Below are 19,369 nucleotides of genomic sequence, written 5' to 3' on the forward strand. Positions count from 1 at the left end.
TAGGTGGTGCGCCCGCGGTGCATTTTACAAACAAAATCAGAGAGAAATCCGCTTGAAAGCCGGAAAGGGAGGCCGATGAAAAAGTGGTTCGCCGCAGGGCTGCTCATATTGTCTGTGGCTTATACAGCCCATGGGTTGAGCACACTGACGCTCGTCACCTCTTCGGGACGGCCTGCAGCCGGTTTCTTCCCTCTTTTGATCGGCTTGCTGATGATGATTTCGTGTGCGGTCAATCTGTTGGGGGATTGGCGCGAAGAGAGCGCGCAGCGAAGATCCGGGATCGTGCCGCGGCACCAGGCCGATCCTGAAGCAGAGGCAAAGGCGGATGCCCTCGGCGTTGATGCGCATGGCATCGACGGCGGGCAGGATTACGGTCGCGACGTGTTGATCGTCTTTCTCTACATCTGCGGCTTTGTCGCGATCATGAAGCCCATTGGCGCATTCCTCGCCATGGTTCTGTTCATGCTGGCCTTCCTCTTCACGTTCAACCGGGCTCACGTTTTGAGCAACCTGATCTACAGCGTCGCCCTCCCCGGGTTCTTGTACGGGCTGTTCAAGGTTCTGCTGAACGCGTCCCTTCCAATCAGTCCGTTTGGTTTTTAACGCCCGCCACTATCTGAAAAAGGATAACGCAAATGCTAGCTGACATTGCGTCGAACCTGTCTCTTGGCCTGAGCGTGGCAGCGTCTCCGGAGGGATTTTTGTTTCTCGTGATCGGCGCTTTTCTTGGCATGATCGTGGGGCTCTTCCCGGGGTTCGGACCTGCTGCAGGGATCGCGGTACTGATCCCGATGACTTTTGGTCTGCAGCCAACCATCGCCATCATCATGCTCGCCGGGATTTACTACGGCTCGATGTATGGCGGCACGATCACCTCCATCCTGATCAACACGCCAGGAGAATCCGCAACCGTTGCCTCGACGATTGATGGCTACCCACTCGCCCAAAAGGGACGCGCTGGTCCCGCCCTCGTCATGCAGGCGATCGCTTCCTTCTTCGGTGGCACTGTAGGCGTCGTGCTGATCACGGCGCTTGCACCGTCACTGGCGAATTTTGCTGCTTCCTTCGGTCCATCCGAATACTTCCTGATCATCGCGGTCGGCCTCTTGATGCTGACAACGATGATGGGCGACAACAAGTTCAAGGGGTTCATTTCTGCCCTGATCGGTTTTGCGATCGGCACAGTTGGAGTCGACGTGATGAGCGGTCAGCAACGTTTCACGTTCGGCTCGCCCGAGCTGATAGGCGGTGTCTATTTTGTGGCTGTTGCGATCGGTCTCTTCGGCATCGGGGAATTGCTGCACTGTGTCTACAACGGACAGCATCGCCAGCCCACAAAGCGCCTACGGATCAGTTTCCGCGACAAGGAATTCTGGCCGTCAAAAGAGGACTATTACGAGTCGCGCTGGACCTTCTGGAGAGGGTCCGGGATCGGTTTCCTTGCCGGTGTTTTGCCCGGATCGGGCGCTACACTGGGCTCGATAATCGGCTATTCGGTGGAAAAGAAGGTTGCGAAGGACCCGGAAAAGTTTGGCAAGGGCGAGATGCGCGGACTGGTCGCTCCCGAGGCTGCCAACAACGCCGCGTCTGCCGGCGCGATGGTTCCGCTGCTTTCGCTGGGCATTCCAGGCTCCGGTGCGACCGCCGTATTGCTTGGCGCATTCCTGATGTGGGGCCTTCAGCCCGGCCCCCTTCTCATTGTGAACGACCCGGAGTTCGTCTGGGGTCTGATCGCCAGCATGTATCTCGGCAACATGATCCTGATCGCGATGAGCATCTTTGCGATACCGCTCTTCGTGAAGTTTCTGGATGTGCCTTACGTGAATGTCGTGCCGGTCATCGTGCTCCTTTGCATTATCGGCGCATTCGCCATCAATGCCAGTATCATCGAGACTTGGATCCTGGTCGTGAGCGGCCTGATCGGTTTTGCGATGAAGCGATATGGCTATTCGCCGGCTGCAACAGTGCTGGCTCTGGTGCTCGGGTCGATGGCTGAAGAAACATTCCTGCAGAGCTATATCATTTCGCAAGGCACGATGAATCTGTTCTGGGAACGTCCGGTCTCCCTTGTGCTCTTCATCGTCTTGCTTGCGATTGTGGTCCTGCCGATTGTCCTGGCGCTCCTGGTCCGCTCGAAAAGTGCCCGGGAAGGCCTTTCCAACAAGGTATAAATTTGACAGGACAACGAACAGACAGACCCGAAGCGCGGTGTCACCTGGCGGTGACTTCCCTTGGGCGGATCAGACGCACATGAATTTTCCTTGTTCAAAAGCCGAAAAAATTGCGTAATCCGAATATTGATGTGCAATCTTGTCATCGCAATCCAAGCCCAATGAAGAGTGCGTGTCTTGTCGTCAAGCGAACTTTCGAACCGGATTTCAAAACGAATTGCTCAGGAAATCTCGACCGGAAGTCTTGCGAAAGGCCAGCATCTGGGCGCGCAACAGGTGGCGGATCGCTATGGCGTTTCGCGGACACCGGTACGCGAGGCCATGCAGTTTCTGGAAGAACAGGGCCTCCTCGTGCGGGAAGCCAACAGAGGATACTTCGTTTCGGAAACGGCATCGAATAACGTGCCTGAGCTCCTCTCCGACAAGTGGGCGACCGGCGCTGACGACTACCAGATGCTGGCCGACGATTGGCTGGTGAACCGGTTGCCGGAAGAGGTTACGGAACAGTTTCTACGCCAGAAATATGACTGGTCCAAAGCCAAGATGAACGAGATCCTGGTGCGCGCGGCGCGAGAGGGATGGGCTGAGCGGAAAGAAGGCTATGGGTGGCGGTTTTTGCCGGTCGCCAAAACAGCAAGCGCTTTTGACGAGATCTATCGGTTTCGCATGGCGATTGAACCGGTCGCAATGCTCGAGCCGACCTTCGAATTGGACCGCAAGGTTCTCGAAAAACAGCGCCGCATCCAGGAAGAGATGCTTGAGATGGACTTTTCCGCTGTGCCTGCAGAAAGACTCCTCGAGAACGGATCTCTGTTCCATGAAGAGCTGATTTCTCTCTCACGAAATCCCTTTTTCCTGATGGCCCTGCAAAGGGTCAATCGCATGCGGCGTCTTATGGAGTACCGGGCAGAGATCAACCACGAGCGATTGATCGAACAGTGCACGGAGCATCTGGAGATTGTCGATTTGCTGGAAAGCGGCAACGTTGTCGATGCCTCGTACAGAATGAGGCAACACTTGAGTGGAGCGCTGAAACGCAAGTCGCCAATTGCGTGGGAATGGTCATCAGATACGGGGCATCCACTGGAGACCAACGCGAACGGGAGCGCTTCCCAAAAAGTCTGAGTCAGACCGGGTTCCTTGTAGCCACGATTTGTGAATCAAATCCAGAACAGTCAACTTGCCATTCATCACCCAAAAATTCGGAGCGCTCCGCACCCTTCATGCCGGAAATCATATGTGGAACGGCGCGGGAGCAACTTTCACGCACTAGGGCTGCGTCCTGCCACGCGAGCACACCTCAGCGTTAAGAGGCGCTTCCCTCGAAAGAGGCCTTCGAAGGCGTGACACCCAGTTGCGTAATCAGGAGCGCTGCTCCGATCAGCGCAATCCCTTTGAAAAAATGCGCCTGCTGATGGGCCCAAAGTATGGGATCCTCTTGCGTGAACAGCTCGTAGCCGTGAACAACAAGCGTGACCGGAACCAGAAAAAGGATCAGGAGCCAGCCTCCAAGGCGCGGGCGCCAGTTAAAGAGGATCATCGCGGCACCAGCCAGCTCCACGAGACCCGAGACCAGAACAAGGAACACGGGAAAGGGAATCGCCCCGGGCATCAGGGACACGTAGTGGGAAATATTGGTAAAGTGCGTTACGCCCGACAGAAAGAAAAGCGACGTGAACAGAAAGCGTGCGACCCAGGTGAAACCGCGATGACACGGGAGCCGGTCTTCGGCAAACATCAGACACTCCATTGCTGCAGGTATCGCGAGGGCGATTACCTTGCGCCGATTTTTAAGCCTAACCATGCCGCCGCGACAGTATGCGGGATGACACGCACAGACGCTTTGGTCTCTACCAGCTCTGCCAAGAAGCCGGAAGGCAACGGATCGACATATGATGACTTTCACAAGTCGGCCCGAAGCAGACCGCTGAAAAAGCAGGTTGACCTATTACGATCTTCGGTCCGCTGACACTTGCAACGGTCTGCTAGCGCCCGCTCTCTGGAGAGGGGGTGGATGTCAGATCGAGATCAATTCCAAAAACTGTTGCAAGACGGCAGACTGGTGGCGGTCGCTGCGCCAGATGGCACAGATCGGGGACGAATACTGAAAGACGTCCGGCCGGAGCTCCTTGAAATCGTAAAGTGTCTGGTTTGTGCAATGTGTCGGGAAAAACCCGAGATACACACCGGCCCCGACAAGGGCGAGGACGGCCTCTGTCTGAAAGACAATCGTGCCGACCGGAAATTTCTGTTTCAGGTTTCGGAGCTTGTTGCTTTCAAAATAGCCGCGATAGACCAGTGCGTGCTGCAAAATGTCTTCCTCGCTCAACGTCTCCCCTGCGTCCAGCGCAAGCGACAACGGATGCTCTCCGGCACAAAACAGACCGACGTCTTCGTCATAGAGGTGGCGATATTTCAGGCTTGGATGCCTCTGGTAGTCCGGCACGATCCCGAAATGCAGTTTGCCATCGATCACGGCACGTTCCACCTCGGCCGGAGTACCTGTCATCAGGCTCACATCAACGTCCGGAGCGTCGTCCTTAAACCGCCGGATTGCCGAAACGAGCGGATTGCGCCTGTCCGAAACCGTGTAATCGATCATGCCGATGTCGATCTTGCCCACCAGCTGGCGGTTGATGGAGGCAACGCTGGTAGCGAACTCATCGGCCGCCGCCAGCAGACGGTCGATATGCTCAAGAGCGATTTCCCCCTGCTGGGTGAGAGAAAAACCGCTGCGGCCGCGATGGCAGAGCCGGATCCCGAGGCGTGTTTCCAGATCCGATATCTGCCGCGAGATGGTCGAAGCGCCGACCCCCAGCTCGGTTTGGGCAGCTGAGAGACCGGAACACTCGATCACCGTTTTGAAGATCCGCATCAGGCGAATATCCGCGCCGCTGACGCTACCTGAAAACGCACTTTTCCGCCTTGCCATTTATCTTCCAGACCTTGTTCTCAACTCATGCATTTTTATGCAAAAGATCTTCGCTTAGTTCAACTTTTTGGAGCTTAAAAACCAACGTATCCCAACACCTGAAGTTTATTGAGGAGCAGCAGATGGCGGACGCAAAACTCCAGGCCCTTCGGGAAAAATTCGGCGATGCGGACGGTGGAACGTTGTTCACGCCGAAATACCAAAAAATCGCCGACAAGATTTTTTCCGAAGGCGGCAAGCGTCCTGCGCCCTATTCAGGAATACCGACGCTGCTCGATGCGCCGCAATCGACCCTGGAAAAGGCGGACCGGCTTCAGGTTGCGCTCTATGGTGCCCCGATGGATCTTGGCGTCACAAACCGCAACGGATCCCGTTTCGGCCCGCGGGCGCTGCGGTCAATCGAGCGGGTCGGGCCCTATAACGACGGCCTGGAAACCGCGCCTTTGCATGAGATGGCGGTGGCCGATATCGGCGATGTGCCCTTCAGCAGCCGCTTCGATCTTGCCCGGAGCCACCGGGAAATCGAGGACTATGTGGCACAGATCGTTCGGGCTGGTGCGATCCCGATCGGCGTCGGCGGCGATCATTCCATCACCCATCCGATCCTGCGTGCACTTGGCAGGAATACACCGGTCGGCATGGTGCATATCGATGCGCACTGCGATACCGGCGGCTCTTATGAAAACGAGAAGTTTCACCATGGCGGGCCCTTTCGCAATGCCGTGCTCGACGGTGTTTTGGATCCGGAAAGGACAATCCAGATCGGCATCCGAGGGGCGGCCGGCTACATCTGGGAGTTCTCTGAAATGTCCGGGATGACCGTTGTCGAAGCCAAAGACATCACCGATTCAAGTTTCCCGGCAATCATCGAAAAAGCACGGCAGGTGGTCGGCGGTGGTCCGACCTATCTTTCCTTCGACATCGACAGTCTGGACCCTGCCTTCGCACCTGGCACCGGCACGCCGGAAATCGGTGGTTTGACGACGCGGGAAGCTCTTCGATTGATCCGCGGCCTCAAGGGTCTAAACTTTGTTGGCGGCGACGTTGTCGAAGTCGCGCCCGCCTATGACCAGACGACCAACACCGCACATGCAGGGGCCCAGATGCTCTTCGAAATCCTGAGCCTGATGCAGTTTTCTCCCTCCCTCCCCAAGACAGAGAGCAGCAACAAATGACCATAGAACGCCTCGAAAAAGGCAGCCGCATGAGCCAGGCCGTAATCCACGGCGACACGGTTTATCTTGCCGGCCAAGTCGGCGAAGGCCCGGACGTGGAAAGCCAGACCCGCTCCATGCTGGGTGAAGTGGACCGGCTTCTGGCTTCGGCCGGCAGCAGCAAGTCGAACATCCTGTCGGCTCAGATCTGGATCGCAGACATGTCCGACGTCGATGCCATGAACAAGGTGTGGGACGCCTGGATAGACCCGCAAAATCCACCGGCGCGCGCCTGTGTGGAGAGCAAGCTTGTTCTGCCTGAATTCCTGGTCGAAGTCATGATCGTCGCAGCCAGGAATTAACTTGCAGAAGGCGATCCCGGACCTGGAAAATCGCCTGCGCATTGACGTGAGGATTGTCCAAACCCGCCGCTGCCTGATCGCCCTGAACCCTTAAAAAAGGTCAGCACCGATGCACCCGCTTTCACTTCCACGCGGCGTGCAAGGTGCTGATCTTTGCCATCCGGATCGCGCCGCCGAACCGATACGTGAAGCACATGCATGGTTGTCAGATCGGCGCGACACCTCAGTCGGCAGGAAAGATCGAGAGACGCGCCGGATCGGCGGTTATGGTCACCAGGTTACCCACGTGGAAATCGCTTTCATCGGAAGAGGAACCACGCACCCGGATTTCCTGATTGCTGACACTGACAAGCCATTCTTTAAAGGCTCCAAGGTCTCGGGCAAAGACGACACGTCCTGCTGCCGCTCCATCAGTTCCAGCCCGGTGCAATGAGATAGTTTCCGCGCGCACAGCAACGTTGATGGCTGTGCCGGGCTCATGGTCAACGGCTGTGTCCACGGTGTTTCCGAAGAGCACAAGCCGACCATTCTCACCAACTTCGGTCCGCACAAGATTGGCTGCACCAATAAAGTCCGCCACAAGGCTGTTGGCAGGCCGCCGGTAGACCTCAGTGGGCGTTGCGGCCTGCTGAACCTTGCCGTGATCCAGCACGACAAGTTCATCGGCAAGCATCATTGCTTCGGTCTGGTCATGCGTAACAAGAACGGTTGTCACTCCGAATTTCTGCTGCAGTCTGCGCAGCTCGATCTGCATGTTGTCGCGCAACTTCGCATCCAGGGCGGACAAGGGTTCATCGAGGAGGAAAAGCTTCGGCTGGATCGCAAGGGCTCTGGCAATCGCCACTCTCTGACGCTGTCCGCCTGACAGGGCTGAAACGGCACGGTCCGCGATATGCGGAAGTTCAATCACGTTGAGAAGTTGTTCGACCCGATCCCGCTGTTCCTTGGCAGACGCCTTGCGCAGCTTCAGCCCGTAGGCGATGTTTTGAGCGACGCTCATGTGAGGAAACAAAGCAAGCGACTGAAACACCATGCCGAATCCGCGCTTGTACGGTGGAATATCGGAAATATCAGCGCCATCCAGCAGCAAGCGTCCGGAAGTCGGCTTTTCAAACCCGGCAATGGTGCGCAGCAAGGTTGTCTTGCCACAGCCGGACGGTCCCAGAAGACAGACAAACGACCCGCGTTCGATCTCCAGATCGATTTGCGTCAGCGCCGTTACCGGACCGAAGGATTTTGAGACGGCTTCTATGTTCAGATGCGTGTTAGTCACGAATGAGCCTTTGTCAGAACAGGTTGCCGCGTCCGGCGATCAGCTTGTCGACAAGCACCACCAGGAACACATCCACGACAATTATGAAAACGGAAAGCGCGAGGGTCGCCGGATCGAGCGAGGACACCGTCCGGCTGTACATCCAGATTGGCAGCGTGCTGACATCGATGGTGTACATGAAGAAGGTCACGGTGAATTCATTGAAGCTGATGATCAGCGCAAATATCAGACCGGCCAGAATACCGGCCTTCATCAAGGGAATAACCACATCCCAGATCGCCCGCAGCGGAGACGCACCGAGCGAAATCGCAGCTTCCTCGATTTCCACGCTGATGCCGTTCATGCTGCTGAGGCAATTGCGCAAGACGAACGGAAGCACAAGCGCGACATGCGGAATGACAATGCGCCAGATACCAAGATCCACCTGTAGGCTTTCAGCGATCAGCAGAAAGGCAATGCCGAGCATCACCAGCGGAAACACCAATGGCAGGGTAAACAGCAGTTCCATGCCCTCGCGCAAGTTCCGGTTGCTGCGTGCCAGCGCATAGGCCAACGGAATGCACACCAGTGTCGAGATGACCATGACAAGCAGCGCAACCAGCAGGCTGGTGACGGTGGAGTCGACCACCGACTGCGCACTGGACGGGTCTTCGTTGGTGAAGAGTTGAAGCACTTCGCCATACCAGCGAAGCGAAAACTCTGTCGGCGGAAAACTGGAATATTCAGACGCGGAAAAGGACATGATCGTTACAACGATCACCGGCAGCGAAGAAATCAGAATTCCGATTGTCGCCAGGAGCAGGATCGTGAACCGGTAGGTTCCGCCGCCTTCTTTTGGGAGCAACCCGACCCGCATCAGTTCACTTCCCTCGCTGTTGATGTGAGCCGGACCAGCCAGGCGGACGCGGCCAGCACAAAAAGCGTCAGGACAATCAGGATCATTCCCGCAGCCGCTGCACCTGACCAATTGAACAGGGGTGAAATCATGTCCCGGATCACCAGGCCCATCATCTGAACGCGGCGCCCTCCGAGAAGAAGCGGAATGGCAAAGGCACTCGCATTGAAGGCGAAGACAATCGAGGCCGCCCCGAGCAGGCCCGGCCGCAACAGCGGCACTGTAATGTCCTTGAACGTACGCCAGTGCCCCGCACCAAGCGAACTTGCCGCTTCCAGATACTCGCGCGAAATCGCACGAACAGCGCCAACGATCGGGAAGACGGCAAGCGGAAGGGAGGTTTGCACCAGTCCCAGCAGGACACCGGTTTCATTGAAGAGAAGAAACAACGGCCGGTCGATGATCCCGAGTGTCCGTAAGGTAGAATTCAGCACACCTGCAGGACCAAGCAGCAGAATCCAGCCGTAAGCCTGAACGAGCAGGTTCAGGATCAGTGGCAGAAGAATGGAAATCGTGAGAAGGCGTCTTAAGAACGGGCTCTGCAGCGAAGTCATGAGGAAGGCCAGCGGAACGGCCAATACCATGACAATGACTGTAGCAACAAAAGAGAGCTTGAGTGTCAGCCAGACAGATCTGCCGAAAAACGGGGTCATCAGATCCCGATAGGCCTGAATGGACACGCCTTCGATCGTTCCCTGTTCCGCAGACAAGGAAAAGCGCAGGATATAGAAACAGGCTGCCAAAAACGGAAGAATGGCAATGAATGCAGGCGCTGCAAAAAGCAGCGCCTGTTTCTTTGGAAGAAGTTCAGTCGACACGATGGATGGTCACCTGGCCCTTGCCTGTTAAGACAGGGTCTGCTGGTAGGTCGCAATCCATTTTTCCCGAACATCGGCAATGAAGGCCTTGTCATGGACGACAGCCTTTTCACTGAGCTGCTCGGGCTTGATGATGAAGGGACTCGCCTTGGCCGCTTCACTCATGACTGCCTGCTGATTGATCGGGCCGTTCAGAACGGCTTCTGCCATGGCGCCCTGGACTTTGTCGTCAAGTGTGAAGTCAATGAATGCATGTACGACATCATCGTCGCCCGGCTTGGACTTCGGCACGATCGTGTACATGAGATCCGCAAAGAAACCTTCGTCAAGATCATAGGTCGCACCCATGTTGGACTCTGCCGGGTTGGCAAGTTCTTTTGCGAAAAACGCCGGAGCATAGACACCGCCGATGTCGAGTGCGTCGGATCTGAACAGCTCCGAAATCTGGCCGGGGTTTTCTCCAAAGGTCAAAATACCGCTGCGCAGTTCCGCAAGTTTGGCAAACGCCTCTTCCGAATTCGTACCATCCCCACCGATCATCTTGCCGGTCGCAAAGATGGTGTCCAGTGCATCCGTCCAGGTGGCCGGCGGCAGGAACAGGCGTCCGGCGTGAGCGGTATCCCACATCTCGGCGTAGGACTTCGGCGGCTCCTTGAAAGTCTTGGTATTGTAGATCATACCGCCGGTCCACAGCAGGTATCCGATCCCGTGACCCTCGGCGCCGGTTCTAAAGCGCGGGTCGACCTTCTCAAGGTTCGGCAGCATGTTGAGGTCGGGCTGTGCAAGCAGTCCGTCACCGGCAAGTTCGACAGCACCAACACCCGCCAGCGTGATCACGTCATACTGCGCCTTACCTCCGGAAGCCCGCAATTTCGCGACCATCTCTGATGTCGAGCCGGTCCGGTCGGCAATCACCTTGGCACCGGTCATTTCCTCGAACGGCTTGGCGATGTTCTCCAGGATTGCGAGGCCCGTATTGTCCGACCACGTCAGCAGCCTGATTTCCTTGCCGCTGAAGTCGTGTTTCCCAGCAGCCGTCACGATTGAAGGCATCGCAAGCGTGGCGGCAGTTGCTGCGCCGGCTTTCAGGATGCCGCGTCGGGTTAATTTGAAAGTCACCGTTCCACCTCTGAATTTCGGCCATTCTCGACCGTTTGGAATTATGCGAGGTAAGGTCTGGAGTTCTTGCGTGCATTAACACTTCATTGAATCAAATGATTCTTGCAAAAAGATACAAGCATTGCGATTTGGATGAAAAAATATGCACGACCGATCTTTTTTTGGTCATCTCACTCCGGAAATCGCCGTGTTTCATGAGCGATGCAGTTTCCTGCGGGGCTCAAGCTTACCCAGAATTGCAGGCAAGCCAAACAGACAACCGTTCATGGATAACTCTCTTCCGGCAGAGCATTTGGGCAGCCGGCGGACACAGATACCTTCAGCACTTGAAAATCGGATGCCAACTGACGCCCGTACCCTTTTTCACGTTCATAAATATCAATGTTTAGATTGATAAGTTTCCATTTTTGGGGCCCCGCGCTAGATTTACGGTCGGTTTTTTCGCGTGCCCACCTGACATGCGTGCGCACGATTTAGAACGCGAACAGGGCAAATTCGAACTTGAATCCAAACCTAATCGAAACGGCCACGCCTCCCATCCCGGAGGCGGCAGACTGGGTATCGGCCTATGACGGCCGATTGGGCCCTCTACTGAACATGAGCCAGGCAGTTCCTGGCGATCCTCCACCAAGTGAATTCCTGCAACAAATCGCAATGGCCGCCGGTACTGCGGAAGCTACACGCTATGGCGATATATTCGGCGATGATGCCCTGCGGTCCGCATATGCCGCCGAGTGCTCCCGACTTTTTGGGGCGCCGATCGCGGGTGAGGAAGTCGCGATTACGGCAGGCTGTAACCAGGCCTTCTTTTTGTCGGTCATGGCTCTTGCCGCTGTTGGCGATGCGGTCCTCCTGCCGGCGCCTTGGTATTTCAATCACAAGATGACGCTAGATATGCTGGGTATCGAGGCCAGGGTCCTGCCGCTTGGTGCCGAGAACGGATTTATTCCGTCGGTAACCGAAGCCTCTGCGCTGATTGATGACAAGGTCAAAGCGATTGTCCTGGTGACACCCAACAATCCGACCGGCGCAACCTATCCGCCCGAATTGATCGCATCATTTTTCGATCTTGCCCACGCCAAAGGGATCCACCTGATCCTCGACGAGACCTACCGCGATTTCAGGCCCGAAGGCGGCCCGCCTCCCCACGGCACTTTCGCCGATCCCCGCTGGCGCGATACCGTGATCAGCCTTTACAGCTTCTCCAAGAGTTTTGCCATTCCCGGACACCGGCTTGGCGCGTTGGTTGCCGGCGCACCGCTTTTGAGTGAGATCGGCAAGATCCTCGACTGCCTCCAGATCTGCCCGGCGCGCGCTGGGCAGATGGCTCTGCCTTGGGCCCTGACGCATTTGAAGGACTGGCGATCCAAGACCAACCTGGAAATTGCATCCAGGGCGGATGCCTTCCGTCAGGCACTGGCGCCGTTTCCGGCATGGCGGATTGACCAGATAGGGGCTTATTTCGCCTATGTTCGCCACCCTTTTCCTGACATTCCAGCCACGATTGTCGCAGAGCGGCTGGCCAAGGAGTGTGGGTTGCTGGCGCTACCCGGCAACTATTTCGGTCCAGGCCAGTACCAGCATCTGAGATTTGCATTTGCAAATGTCGACCGCGATACGATTGCGCAGGTCCCAAAGAGGCTTGCCGCCTTTCCGGAAGCAGCCTCTGAAACCTCCGTCGAATGGAAAGACAACCGCTACGGATAAAGTCAAAACGACGGCAACCCGATGTGTACGTCACAGAGAGCGGGAATACCCCCTTTCGCAGTCGATCTGAATTTGAAGTCTCGCAAGAACGACATTCATGGTTCCAACCTGACGCTCAAGACCGCATGCGCGTTGGCCTAACCTATCGCCTCTCCAGATGGCGAATGACAGGCAGGTATCCTCTTTGCTCAAATACCTTCCCGTTGCACCAGCCTTCACAAATCCACTTCCACAACACCCCCGGCTTCCGCCGCCCGCGACTGGCACAGGATCACTGCCTCCTCCCGCTGCTTCTTCGACAGAACGAAGTCCCGGTGCTCGACCTCGCCTGAGACCAGTCCGCATTTGCAGACGCCGCAGATGCCGTCGGAGCATTTGATGTCGATGGGGATGCCGTTCTCGGCAAGAACGTCGGTCGCGGACTTCTCCGCCGGGATCTCCAGCTCGCGCCCGGACCGGGCAAGTTTTAGGGTGAAGGGGTGGTTCACATAGTCGGGCACCTCCGGCACGTTGAAATATTCAACGTGCCGCTCGTCGTCAGAAAATCCGGCGCGCTCGGCCGCTTCCATCACGGAGGTCATGTAGCGGTCCGGGCCGCAGGCATAGACGTGGCTGCCCTGCTGATAGGCGCTCAAAACCTGATCGAGATCCGCCCGCGTGCCCTGGTCGCTGAAATAGAAGCGGACCTTGTCCATCCAGGGAAAGGCGTTGAAGTCGTCCAGGAACCCGGCATCTGCCTTCTTGCTGCAGGAATAATGCAGCTCGAAATCCGCGCCCTTTTCGTGAAGCTCATGCGCCATCGCGATCATCGGGGTCACCCCGATGCCACCGCCCATAAGAAAGGTCCTGGTTGCATCTTCTTCCAGCGGGAAGTGGTTGATCGGCTTGGAGATGAAGATCTTGCGGCCCTCGGTAAAGATCCGGTGGAGCAGTTTGGAACCGCCCCGGCCCTCGTCTTCCTTCAGGACGGCGATCTGATATTTGCTGCGGTCAGCGGGATCGCCGGACAGCGAATACTGGCGCAGGAATTCCGGTGCGACGACAATGTCGAGATGAGCCCCCGCCTGCCACTCGGGCAACGGCTCGCCGTTCAGCGCGGCGAACTCGTACTTGGTAACACCGTCCGTCATCTTTTCGGCCTTGACGATTTCCACGCGGATAACCGGCGCATCACCGTCGATCCGGTATTCATGCGCCAAGTCCTTCGTCTCGCCCCGTTCAAGCCGCGCTTTGTACTGATCCGCCGTGATCAGCGCCTGATAGGCCTCAATGCCCTTTTCCCGGTCCATCGGAAAGGGAAAGGGCCAAGGATGCGGTGCGAGGGTGGCAGGATAAACGGCGAGCGTCTGGTCCTCGTATTTGAGATCGAGATCCTTCTGCAGGCCGCGTTCATTCACCGGATTGCGCGCAGCGCGGTAGGCACCGTCCTCGGAGAGTTCAATGTCCCACCACCACTTCTTGACCGGGTTGCGCTCCCCGTTGCCAACCATGTCGTCCAGCTTGGCGAGCATCGGCGCAGCTTGTGGAATATTCATCGCAGCCCACCGGAACGGTGCTTCGGCAAAGATGCCCTCCAGGTTCCACGGGCAGGTCTTCATGCAGCGTCCACACATGGCGCCGCTTTCATTGGTGATGCGGTAGGTGGTGCATTTCTGGCTGTCCGACTTCCAGATCTCGTAGCCGTTGAACATCAGCTTCGGCCCGGCGGTGATTGCACCGGCCGGGCATTCGCGCGCGCACTTGTTGCACGCTTCGCAAAAAGACTGGAGGCCGAAGGAGATCGGCTTGTCGTGGGCGACCGGCATGGTCGTCGTGACGGCGCCGGATTTCAAGCGCGGACCCAGGAACGGATTGAGGATGACCTCGCCGATACGGCTAACCTCCCCAAGGCCGGAAAGGAGCAGCAGCGGCGGCTGCAGCACCTCCCCGTCCAGCACTGTATGGGCCTTGGCCTTGTAGCCGAGATTGCGGATCTGCTTGGCAACAATGCTGCCGAGGATCGCAAAGCGCAGATAGGCCCGCATGGACTGGGAGACAGCGATCCAGTCGTCACCAGACGCCCCTTCCATGGTTTCAAAGCCCTGATCAACCACCATCGAAATCGCCTGGTCATGAGGCGGGTCGAGCGGCGCGCCGGTGGCATCATGCGAATACCAGGCCCAGTCTGGACAGCGCGAAATCCCGGCAGCATCGATGCCAAGGAAATAAGACATGGCCTTGAGGTTATCGGCATTCTGCTTCGGATCGGAGGTCGACGCGGAAACCGTCGGTTCCGGATCGCCATCCTGAAGCAGTACGAACGCTCCGAGCCCGCGCCTTTGGGCCATGGACGGCGCGGACTTGCGGGCGTAGTGGCCGTTGGTCGCCGCCTGCTGGTTCTTCTTGCCCATATCGCCGAACTGCGACCTGGCGAACATGTCCGTACGTTTGGGAACGCGTGCGATACGCTCTTCGTCGAAATAGGTGGTTGGCGTGTCGACCCGCTTCAGCTTTTCGAACGGATGCGGCCCGTCGACAAAACGGCGCTTGGCAAAAGGGTCAAGCGTCCGGGCGCTTTTGGCCGTCCGGTAGCCGACCTGCCAGGCAAGCCCGTGGGTCTTCGATTTTGGTTGTTCCGCCATCGGCAGCAGCGGCTCGTCATGCGCGATGTCGAATTCGGTCGTGATCGCAGCGAGCGAAAAGCCGGTGCCAAGATAGGGATTGGTCAGAACCCCATCCTCGACTGTCGCGAGGCCGGCGGCGACCGCCAGCTTATAGAGATCGGCATCGGACGTCGTGTGGCTGTGCGCTGCCGCTTCGTAGCCGAGCAGCCGGATATACTGCGCCAGCACGACAGCAACTTCCGTTGCCCGGAGCGCAGAGCGGTGCGCGCCAGCGCCTTTGAGCCAGGCTTCGCCCGGCTCGCCCGGATGAAGCTCGCGCGGGGTTTGAACCAGAAAGACCAGCGCATGTTTGTGAGACGCAACCCCCTTGGGCGGTGCGTTCATGGCATCGCGCAAGTCAGCCATGATCATGTCGATACCCGACGCCAGCGTCTTGGTCTGGGTGGTGCGCAGCTTTTCCGCCAGTTGGTCGATATCCGGATTGCGGAACGGCTTCTCCAGCCTCATCTCGTCGCTGAACCCGCACGTGCCGATCATCGAGGCATCGGAGAAATAGCCGAAGCCTTTCAGATGGTTGGCCCGTTCCATGGGATCTGACGACACATCTGCGCGCGCCTTGTTGACGATGCCGTCCCGGATCGCGTCCAGCATCGCCTGGGACTCGCTCATGGCATTGATGATGTTTTCCGGGTCTTCGTTTTGAAACGGCATTTGGGTGAATGCCGGTAGGGAGCCGAAATCCGGCATGCCGTTGCTTCTGGCAAGGCGCTCCAGTGGAAAAGGCCCGAGGTGGACAGGTCTCGTCTTGTTGGAAAACAGTTTCACGGATTTCGTCCCTCTCCCCGCATCAAAGGCGCATCAGTTGAACCTGTTCGTCCCGCGTCAATTCATCGATCGTTGCCATGAAGGTTTCATAGAGCTTCAGGTCTATTTTGCCGGCAAAATGGTCGTTCAACTCGCGCACAAGCACATGGCAGGTGTTCAGCTTTTCCTGACCGAGCTCGGTCAGGGCCAGCTCGGTGTAGCGTTTGTCGTCGTCCGTACAGGCGCGCTCCAGTAGGCCGCGCTCCTCCATCGTCTTCAACAAGCGCGAGACAGCAGGACGGGCGATGCCGATATAGTTGGCCAGCGTCGACGGCGTGTTCACGTTCTCAAGGCCGACACCGCTCAGAACGCACCACATCAGCCGCGTGATGCCGTGTTCGGACAGCCGCTTTTCCAATCGTGCTTCCATGATCCGCGCGAGACGGGTCACTTTGAAGCCGATACGGTTGTGCAGCCTGTATCCTTCCGTCATTCTGTTCCTCGCCGACAAACCGGTTGACTTGGTTTCCACCATAATCTCTTATGCAATTAACAATGATAATTACTCAAGTTAATTAACTGGACAACCAGTTTCGGGAGGGAGAGACAATGAAAGTGAATGCTGGAGGTCTGCGGGCGAAGCTGACGGCCGCTGCGGCATCTGCGCTGGTTCTCATCGGAGTCCAGTCCGCAAGCGCGGACGAACTCAAGATTGCGCATTTCATGCCGTCGATGCACCCGATGGACCGCGGTGTCATGACACCGCTTGCCGAAGACATGGCTGCTGCGACCAATGGCGAGATCACCATGCGGATCTATCCATCCGGTGAACTGGGCAAAGGCCCGGTGCAGCAATATAAGCGCGTTGTCACCGGTGTTGCCGACATTGTCTTCGGCATTCCTGAATATACGCCCAAGCAGTTCACCAAAACTGGTCTCGTCCACATTCCGGGCCTTTTTGCCAACGGCACGGACGCAACCAACGCGCTCTGGGACAATATCGGCCTGATCGAGGATGAGTTCGCCAAGGCCAAGCTGCTCGGTTTATGGGCCAACAATCCGTCCGTCCTGATCACCCGCGAGAAGCCGGTACGCACGCTTGCGGATATGGAGGGCATGAAGATCCGCACCCCCAATCCGGTGATGGCCGCGCTCGTTGAAGGCTGGGGCGGCATTCCGGTCTCCATGCCGGTTCCGGACGTATACAACGCCATGAACACCGGCGTCATCGATGCCGTCATGATCGGCCCATCCGGCATCCGGTCCTACAAGCTGAATGAGACCGGAAAATACGTCACAACGAACATTCCTTCCGCGGTCGACAGTTTCTATCTCCTGATGAACAAGTCGAGCTGGGACGGCCTTTCCGATGAGAACAAGGCAAAGCTGGAGGAGCTCACCGGCCGCGATCTCAGCCTTCGCGGAGCAAAGGCCTTTTACGATGCCGGACAGGCCGGACTGAAACTGGCAAGCGAAAGTGGCCTGGAGCTGATCGAGATCACACCGGAAGCCGATGCGGAGTTTCGTGAAAAGATGACCTCTGCCCTGACAGCAGTCATCGACGAAAAGGGCAAACAGTCGGGAAGCGACGCGCACGCGATCGTCAAGGCCCTCGGCGGCCAGTAGGACGTGGCCGCGCCGACACCGGACGAAGCCGGCCCGCCGGAAGCGGGCTGGCGCAAATGGTTCGAGGTGCCGCTCGTTCTGTGCGGCGCCGCAATCATATTTGTGCTGATGGGCCTGTCGGTCACCGATGCATTACTGCGCTCGTTCTTCAACGCGCCTATCTTCGGGGCTAATGATTACGCGCAGATCCTTCTGTCTTTTGCCGTCGCCATCAGTTTTCCGCTCTGCGTTCTCTCAGGCAGGTTGATCGCGATCGACACACTCGCAAGGCGCCTTCCCGTTCCAATTCAAAAAACGCTCGATTGGACAACAACGATCCTCGGCATCGTGATGCTTGCCTATGTCGCCTGGCGCTCTTTTTCCAACGCTCTGGAAGCCTCGGAGTTCGGCGAAACGACCTTGCTTCTGCAGCTTCCCTTCGCACCATCTTACTACGCGGTTGCAGCAGGCTGTGCCCTCTCCGCCCTGGGCCTTATCCTGGAAAGACTGACCAAATGAGCCCTGAGGTTTACGGTGCCCTTGGCTTCGCCGCTCTGTTTGTGTTGCTTGCACTCGGCACGCCCGTCGCGATCGCATTGCTGGTCGTTGGCTTTGGCGGCACAGTGCTGCTCTCCGGATTTACACCTGCTGCTTTCACCTTGAGCGGCCAGGTGTTTGCGACCGTGACCGTCTACGAGTTGACGATCATTCCGCTCTTCATCCTGATGGGGAACCTGGCGTCCACCGCAGGGCTCAGCCGTGACTTGTTCGAGGCGGCGCACAAGGTGATCGGCCACCTGAAGGGAGGACTGGCCGCTGCAACGATCATGGGCTGTGCGGGCTTTGCCGCTCTTTCCGGTTCCTCGATTGCTTCGGCAGTCACCATGGGAAAGGTCGCTTATCCCGAGATGCGCCGCTTCAACTACGGAGCAAGGCTGGCGACGGGATCCATCGCTGCCGGCGGTACTCTCGGTATCCTGATCCCGCCGTCCACGGGGTTCGTGATCTACGCGATCCTGACGGAGCAATCGATCGGCCGCCTCTTCATGGCGGGTGTGCTGCCGGGCATTCTGCTGACGGCAATGTTCCTGATCGCGATTGCCATCGTTACCTTCTTCCGCCCGGACGAAGCACCGAAGGGACCCGAATTCAGCACGCGGGAAAAGCTGGCCAGCCTGCTGCGCTCGACCGGGATCGGCGTCATTATCCTGATTACGATTGGCGGCATCTATACAGGCTTCTTCACACCGGTTGAGGCGGCCGGTGTCGGTGCCTTCTTCGCTCTCGTGATGCTGGTCGTTCGCGGCAAGTGCACATTGCCGGCGCTCTACCAGATCAGCTCCGACACGCTGAAGACAACAGGAATGGCGTTTTTCATCCTGATCGGCGCCAACGTCTTTGCCCCGTTTGTCGCCCTCTCCCACCTGCCGGCAACCATCGCGGACGGCATGACGGGTCTCGCGCTCGGCACTTACGGAACGCTCGCCCTCATTCTGCTTGGCTATGTGATCCTGGGCATGTTCATCGAGGGGCTCTCCCTTCTCGTTATCACGCTCCCCATCGTCTTCCCCCTGGTCGTCGGGCTCGGGTTCGACCCGATCTGGCTCGGCGTCGTCATGGTGATCGTTCTGGAAATGGGGCTCATCTCGCCACCTGTCGGTGTCAATGTCTTCATCGTCAAGAGCGTGGTTCCAGACGTTCCGATCGAGACCATCTTCGCCGGTATCATTCCCTTCTGGCTGGCGATGATCGTAACGCTCGCCCTGATCGTGGCGTTCCCTGAAATTGCGCTGCTGATCCCGAACGCCATGTTCAACTAAGCATCTTTGTGTTGTGAGCCAATTCCTCGGGCCGTTCGTCTTGCGTCAAGTGACATGTGCGCTCACGCGCGCACCGGGTGTATGACAATAATGCATTCAATTCGCA

17 protein-coding genes are annotated in these 19,369 nt (G+C 57.5%); 9 read left to right on the forward strand and 8 right to left on the reverse strand.

Features of this window, described 5'->3' with window-relative positions; all coding sequences use genetic code 11:
- Positions 1-75: 75 nt before the first annotated feature.
- The 3 genes from ABVF61_RS08660 (at position 76) to ABVF61_RS08670 (ending at position 3,296) form a co-directional block, all read left to right on the forward strand.
- On the forward strand, positions 76-603 hold the full coding sequence (locus ABVF61_RS08660; protein WP_353993112.1) for a tripartite tricarboxylate transporter TctB family protein: 528 nt from the start codon (positions 76-78) through the stop codon (positions 601-603).
- A gap of 32 nt (positions 604-635) precedes the next feature.
- Positions 636-2,171: a tripartite tricarboxylate transporter permease gene (locus tag ABVF61_RS08665; protein ID WP_353993113.1), complete on the forward strand. Its 1,536-nt coding sequence runs from the start codon at positions 636-638 to the stop codon at positions 2,169-2,171.
- A 177-nt stretch (positions 2,172-2,348) separates the two neighbouring features.
- Positions 2,349-3,296, forward strand: coding sequence for a GntR family transcriptional regulator (locus ABVF61_RS08670; RefSeq protein WP_353993114.1), 948 nt, complete (start codon positions 2,349-2,351; stop codon positions 3,294-3,296).
- Between the two features lie 181 nt (positions 3,297-3,477).
- On the opposite strand, the gene ABVF61_RS08675 is transcribed toward ABVF61_RS08670, so the two are convergent.
- Entirely contained in the window at positions 3,478-3,909 is a 432-nt protein-coding gene (locus ABVF61_RS08675) for a DoxX family membrane protein (RefSeq protein WP_353993115.1), read from the reverse strand.
- A gap of 279 nt (positions 3,910-4,188) precedes the next feature.
- Positions 4,189-5,103: a LysR family transcriptional regulator gene (locus ABVF61_RS08680; protein WP_353993116.1), complete on the reverse strand. Its 915-nt coding sequence runs from the start codon at positions 5,101-5,103 to the stop codon at positions 4,189-4,191.
- 122 nt (positions 5,104-5,225) lie between these two features.
- Here ABVF61_RS08680 and speB point away from each other — a divergent pair, with 122 nt between their 5' ends.
- Both speB and ABVF61_RS08690 read left to right on the forward strand, forming a co-directional pair.
- Complete coding sequence (speB, locus tag ABVF61_RS08685) at positions 5,226-6,278, forward strand: agmatinase (protein ID WP_353993117.1); 1,053 nt, start codon at positions 5,226-5,228, stop codon at positions 6,276-6,278.
- Positions 6,275-6,619: a RidA family protein gene (locus ABVF61_RS08690; protein ID WP_353993118.1), complete on the forward strand. Its 345-nt coding sequence runs from the start codon at positions 6,275-6,277 to the stop codon at positions 6,617-6,619. Before speB ends, ABVF61_RS08690 begins: the two co-directional genes overlap by 4 nt.
- A 223-nt stretch (positions 6,620-6,842) precedes the next feature.
- On the opposite strand, the gene ABVF61_RS08695 is transcribed toward ABVF61_RS08690, so the two are convergent.
- Genes ABVF61_RS08695 through ABVF61_RS08710 form a run of 4 tightly spaced genes read right to left on the reverse strand, consistent with a single transcriptional unit; the run spans position 6,843 to position 10,724 of the window.
- Positions 6,843-7,892: an ABC transporter ATP-binding protein gene (locus tag ABVF61_RS08695; protein WP_353993119.1), complete on the reverse strand. Its 1,050-nt coding sequence runs from the start codon at positions 7,890-7,892 to the stop codon at positions 6,843-6,845.
- Positions 7,893-7,905: 13 nt separating this feature from the next.
- Entirely contained in the window at positions 7,906-8,748 is an 843-nt protein-coding gene (locus tag ABVF61_RS08700) for an ABC transporter permease (RefSeq protein ID WP_353993120.1), read from the reverse strand.
- Positions 8,748-9,605: an ABC transporter permease gene (locus tag ABVF61_RS08705; protein ID WP_353993121.1), complete on the reverse strand. Its 858-nt coding sequence runs from the start codon at positions 9,603-9,605 to the stop codon at positions 8,748-8,750. The genes ABVF61_RS08700 and ABVF61_RS08705 overlap by 1 nt, the downstream gene beginning before the upstream one ends.
- Positions 9,606-9,632: 27 nt before the next feature.
- Positions 9,633-10,724 carry an ABC transporter substrate-binding protein gene (locus tag ABVF61_RS08710; RefSeq protein WP_353993122.1) on the reverse strand — a complete coding sequence of 364 codons (1,092 nt, stop codon included), beginning with the start codon at positions 10,722-10,724 and terminating at the stop codon, positions 9,633-9,635.
- Between the two features lie 501 nt (positions 10,725-11,225).
- Here ABVF61_RS08710 and ABVF61_RS08715 point away from each other — a divergent pair.
- Positions 11,226-12,431 (forward strand): aminotransferase, encoded by a 1,206-nt coding sequence (locus ABVF61_RS08715; RefSeq protein ID WP_353993123.1) that lies wholly within the window; start codon positions 11,226-11,228, stop codon positions 12,429-12,431.
- Positions 12,432-12,646: 215 nt separating this feature from the next.
- Here the strand turns inward: ABVF61_RS08715 and ABVF61_RS08720 are convergent, their stop codons facing one another.
- The gene (locus tag ABVF61_RS08720) at positions 12,647-15,859 is read right to left on the reverse strand and encodes a 2Fe-2S iron-sulfur cluster-binding protein (RefSeq protein WP_353993124.1); all 3,213 of its coding nucleotides are present in this window, start codon (positions 15,857-15,859) and stop codon (positions 12,647-12,649) included.
- A gap of 22 nt (positions 15,860-15,881) precedes the next feature.
- Entirely contained in the window at positions 15,882-16,331 is a 450-nt protein-coding gene (locus tag ABVF61_RS08725) for a MarR family winged helix-turn-helix transcriptional regulator (protein WP_353993125.1), read from the reverse strand.
- Between the two features lie 116 nt (positions 16,332-16,447).
- Here ABVF61_RS08725 and ABVF61_RS08730 point away from each other — a divergent pair, with 116 nt between their 5' ends.
- The 3 genes from ABVF61_RS08730 to ABVF61_RS08740 are packed head-to-tail and all read left to right on the forward strand — an operon-like array spanning position 16,448 to position 19,263.
- Positions 16,448-17,464 carry a TRAP transporter substrate-binding protein gene (locus ABVF61_RS08730; RefSeq protein WP_353993126.1) on the forward strand — a complete coding sequence of 339 codons (1,017 nt, stop codon included), beginning with the start codon at positions 16,448-16,450 and terminating at the stop codon, positions 17,462-17,464.
- A gap of 3 nt (positions 17,465-17,467) precedes the next feature.
- Positions 17,468-17,962, forward strand: a complete 495-nt coding sequence (locus tag ABVF61_RS08735) for a TRAP transporter small permease (protein ID WP_353993127.1) — start codon at positions 17,468-17,470, stop codon at positions 17,960-17,962.
- Positions 17,959-19,263 carry a TRAP transporter large permease gene (locus tag ABVF61_RS08740; protein WP_353993128.1) on the forward strand — a complete coding sequence of 435 codons (1,305 nt, stop codon included), beginning with the start codon at positions 17,959-17,961 and terminating at the stop codon, positions 19,261-19,263. Before ABVF61_RS08735 ends, ABVF61_RS08740 begins: the two co-directional genes overlap by 4 nt.
- Positions 19,264-19,369 lie beyond the last annotated feature (106 nt).

It is taken from the genome of Roseibium sp. HPY-6, from assembly GCF_040530035.1.
In the GTDB taxonomy this organism is placed as follows: Bacteria; Pseudomonadota; Alphaproteobacteria; order Rhizobiales; family Stappiaceae; genus Roseibium.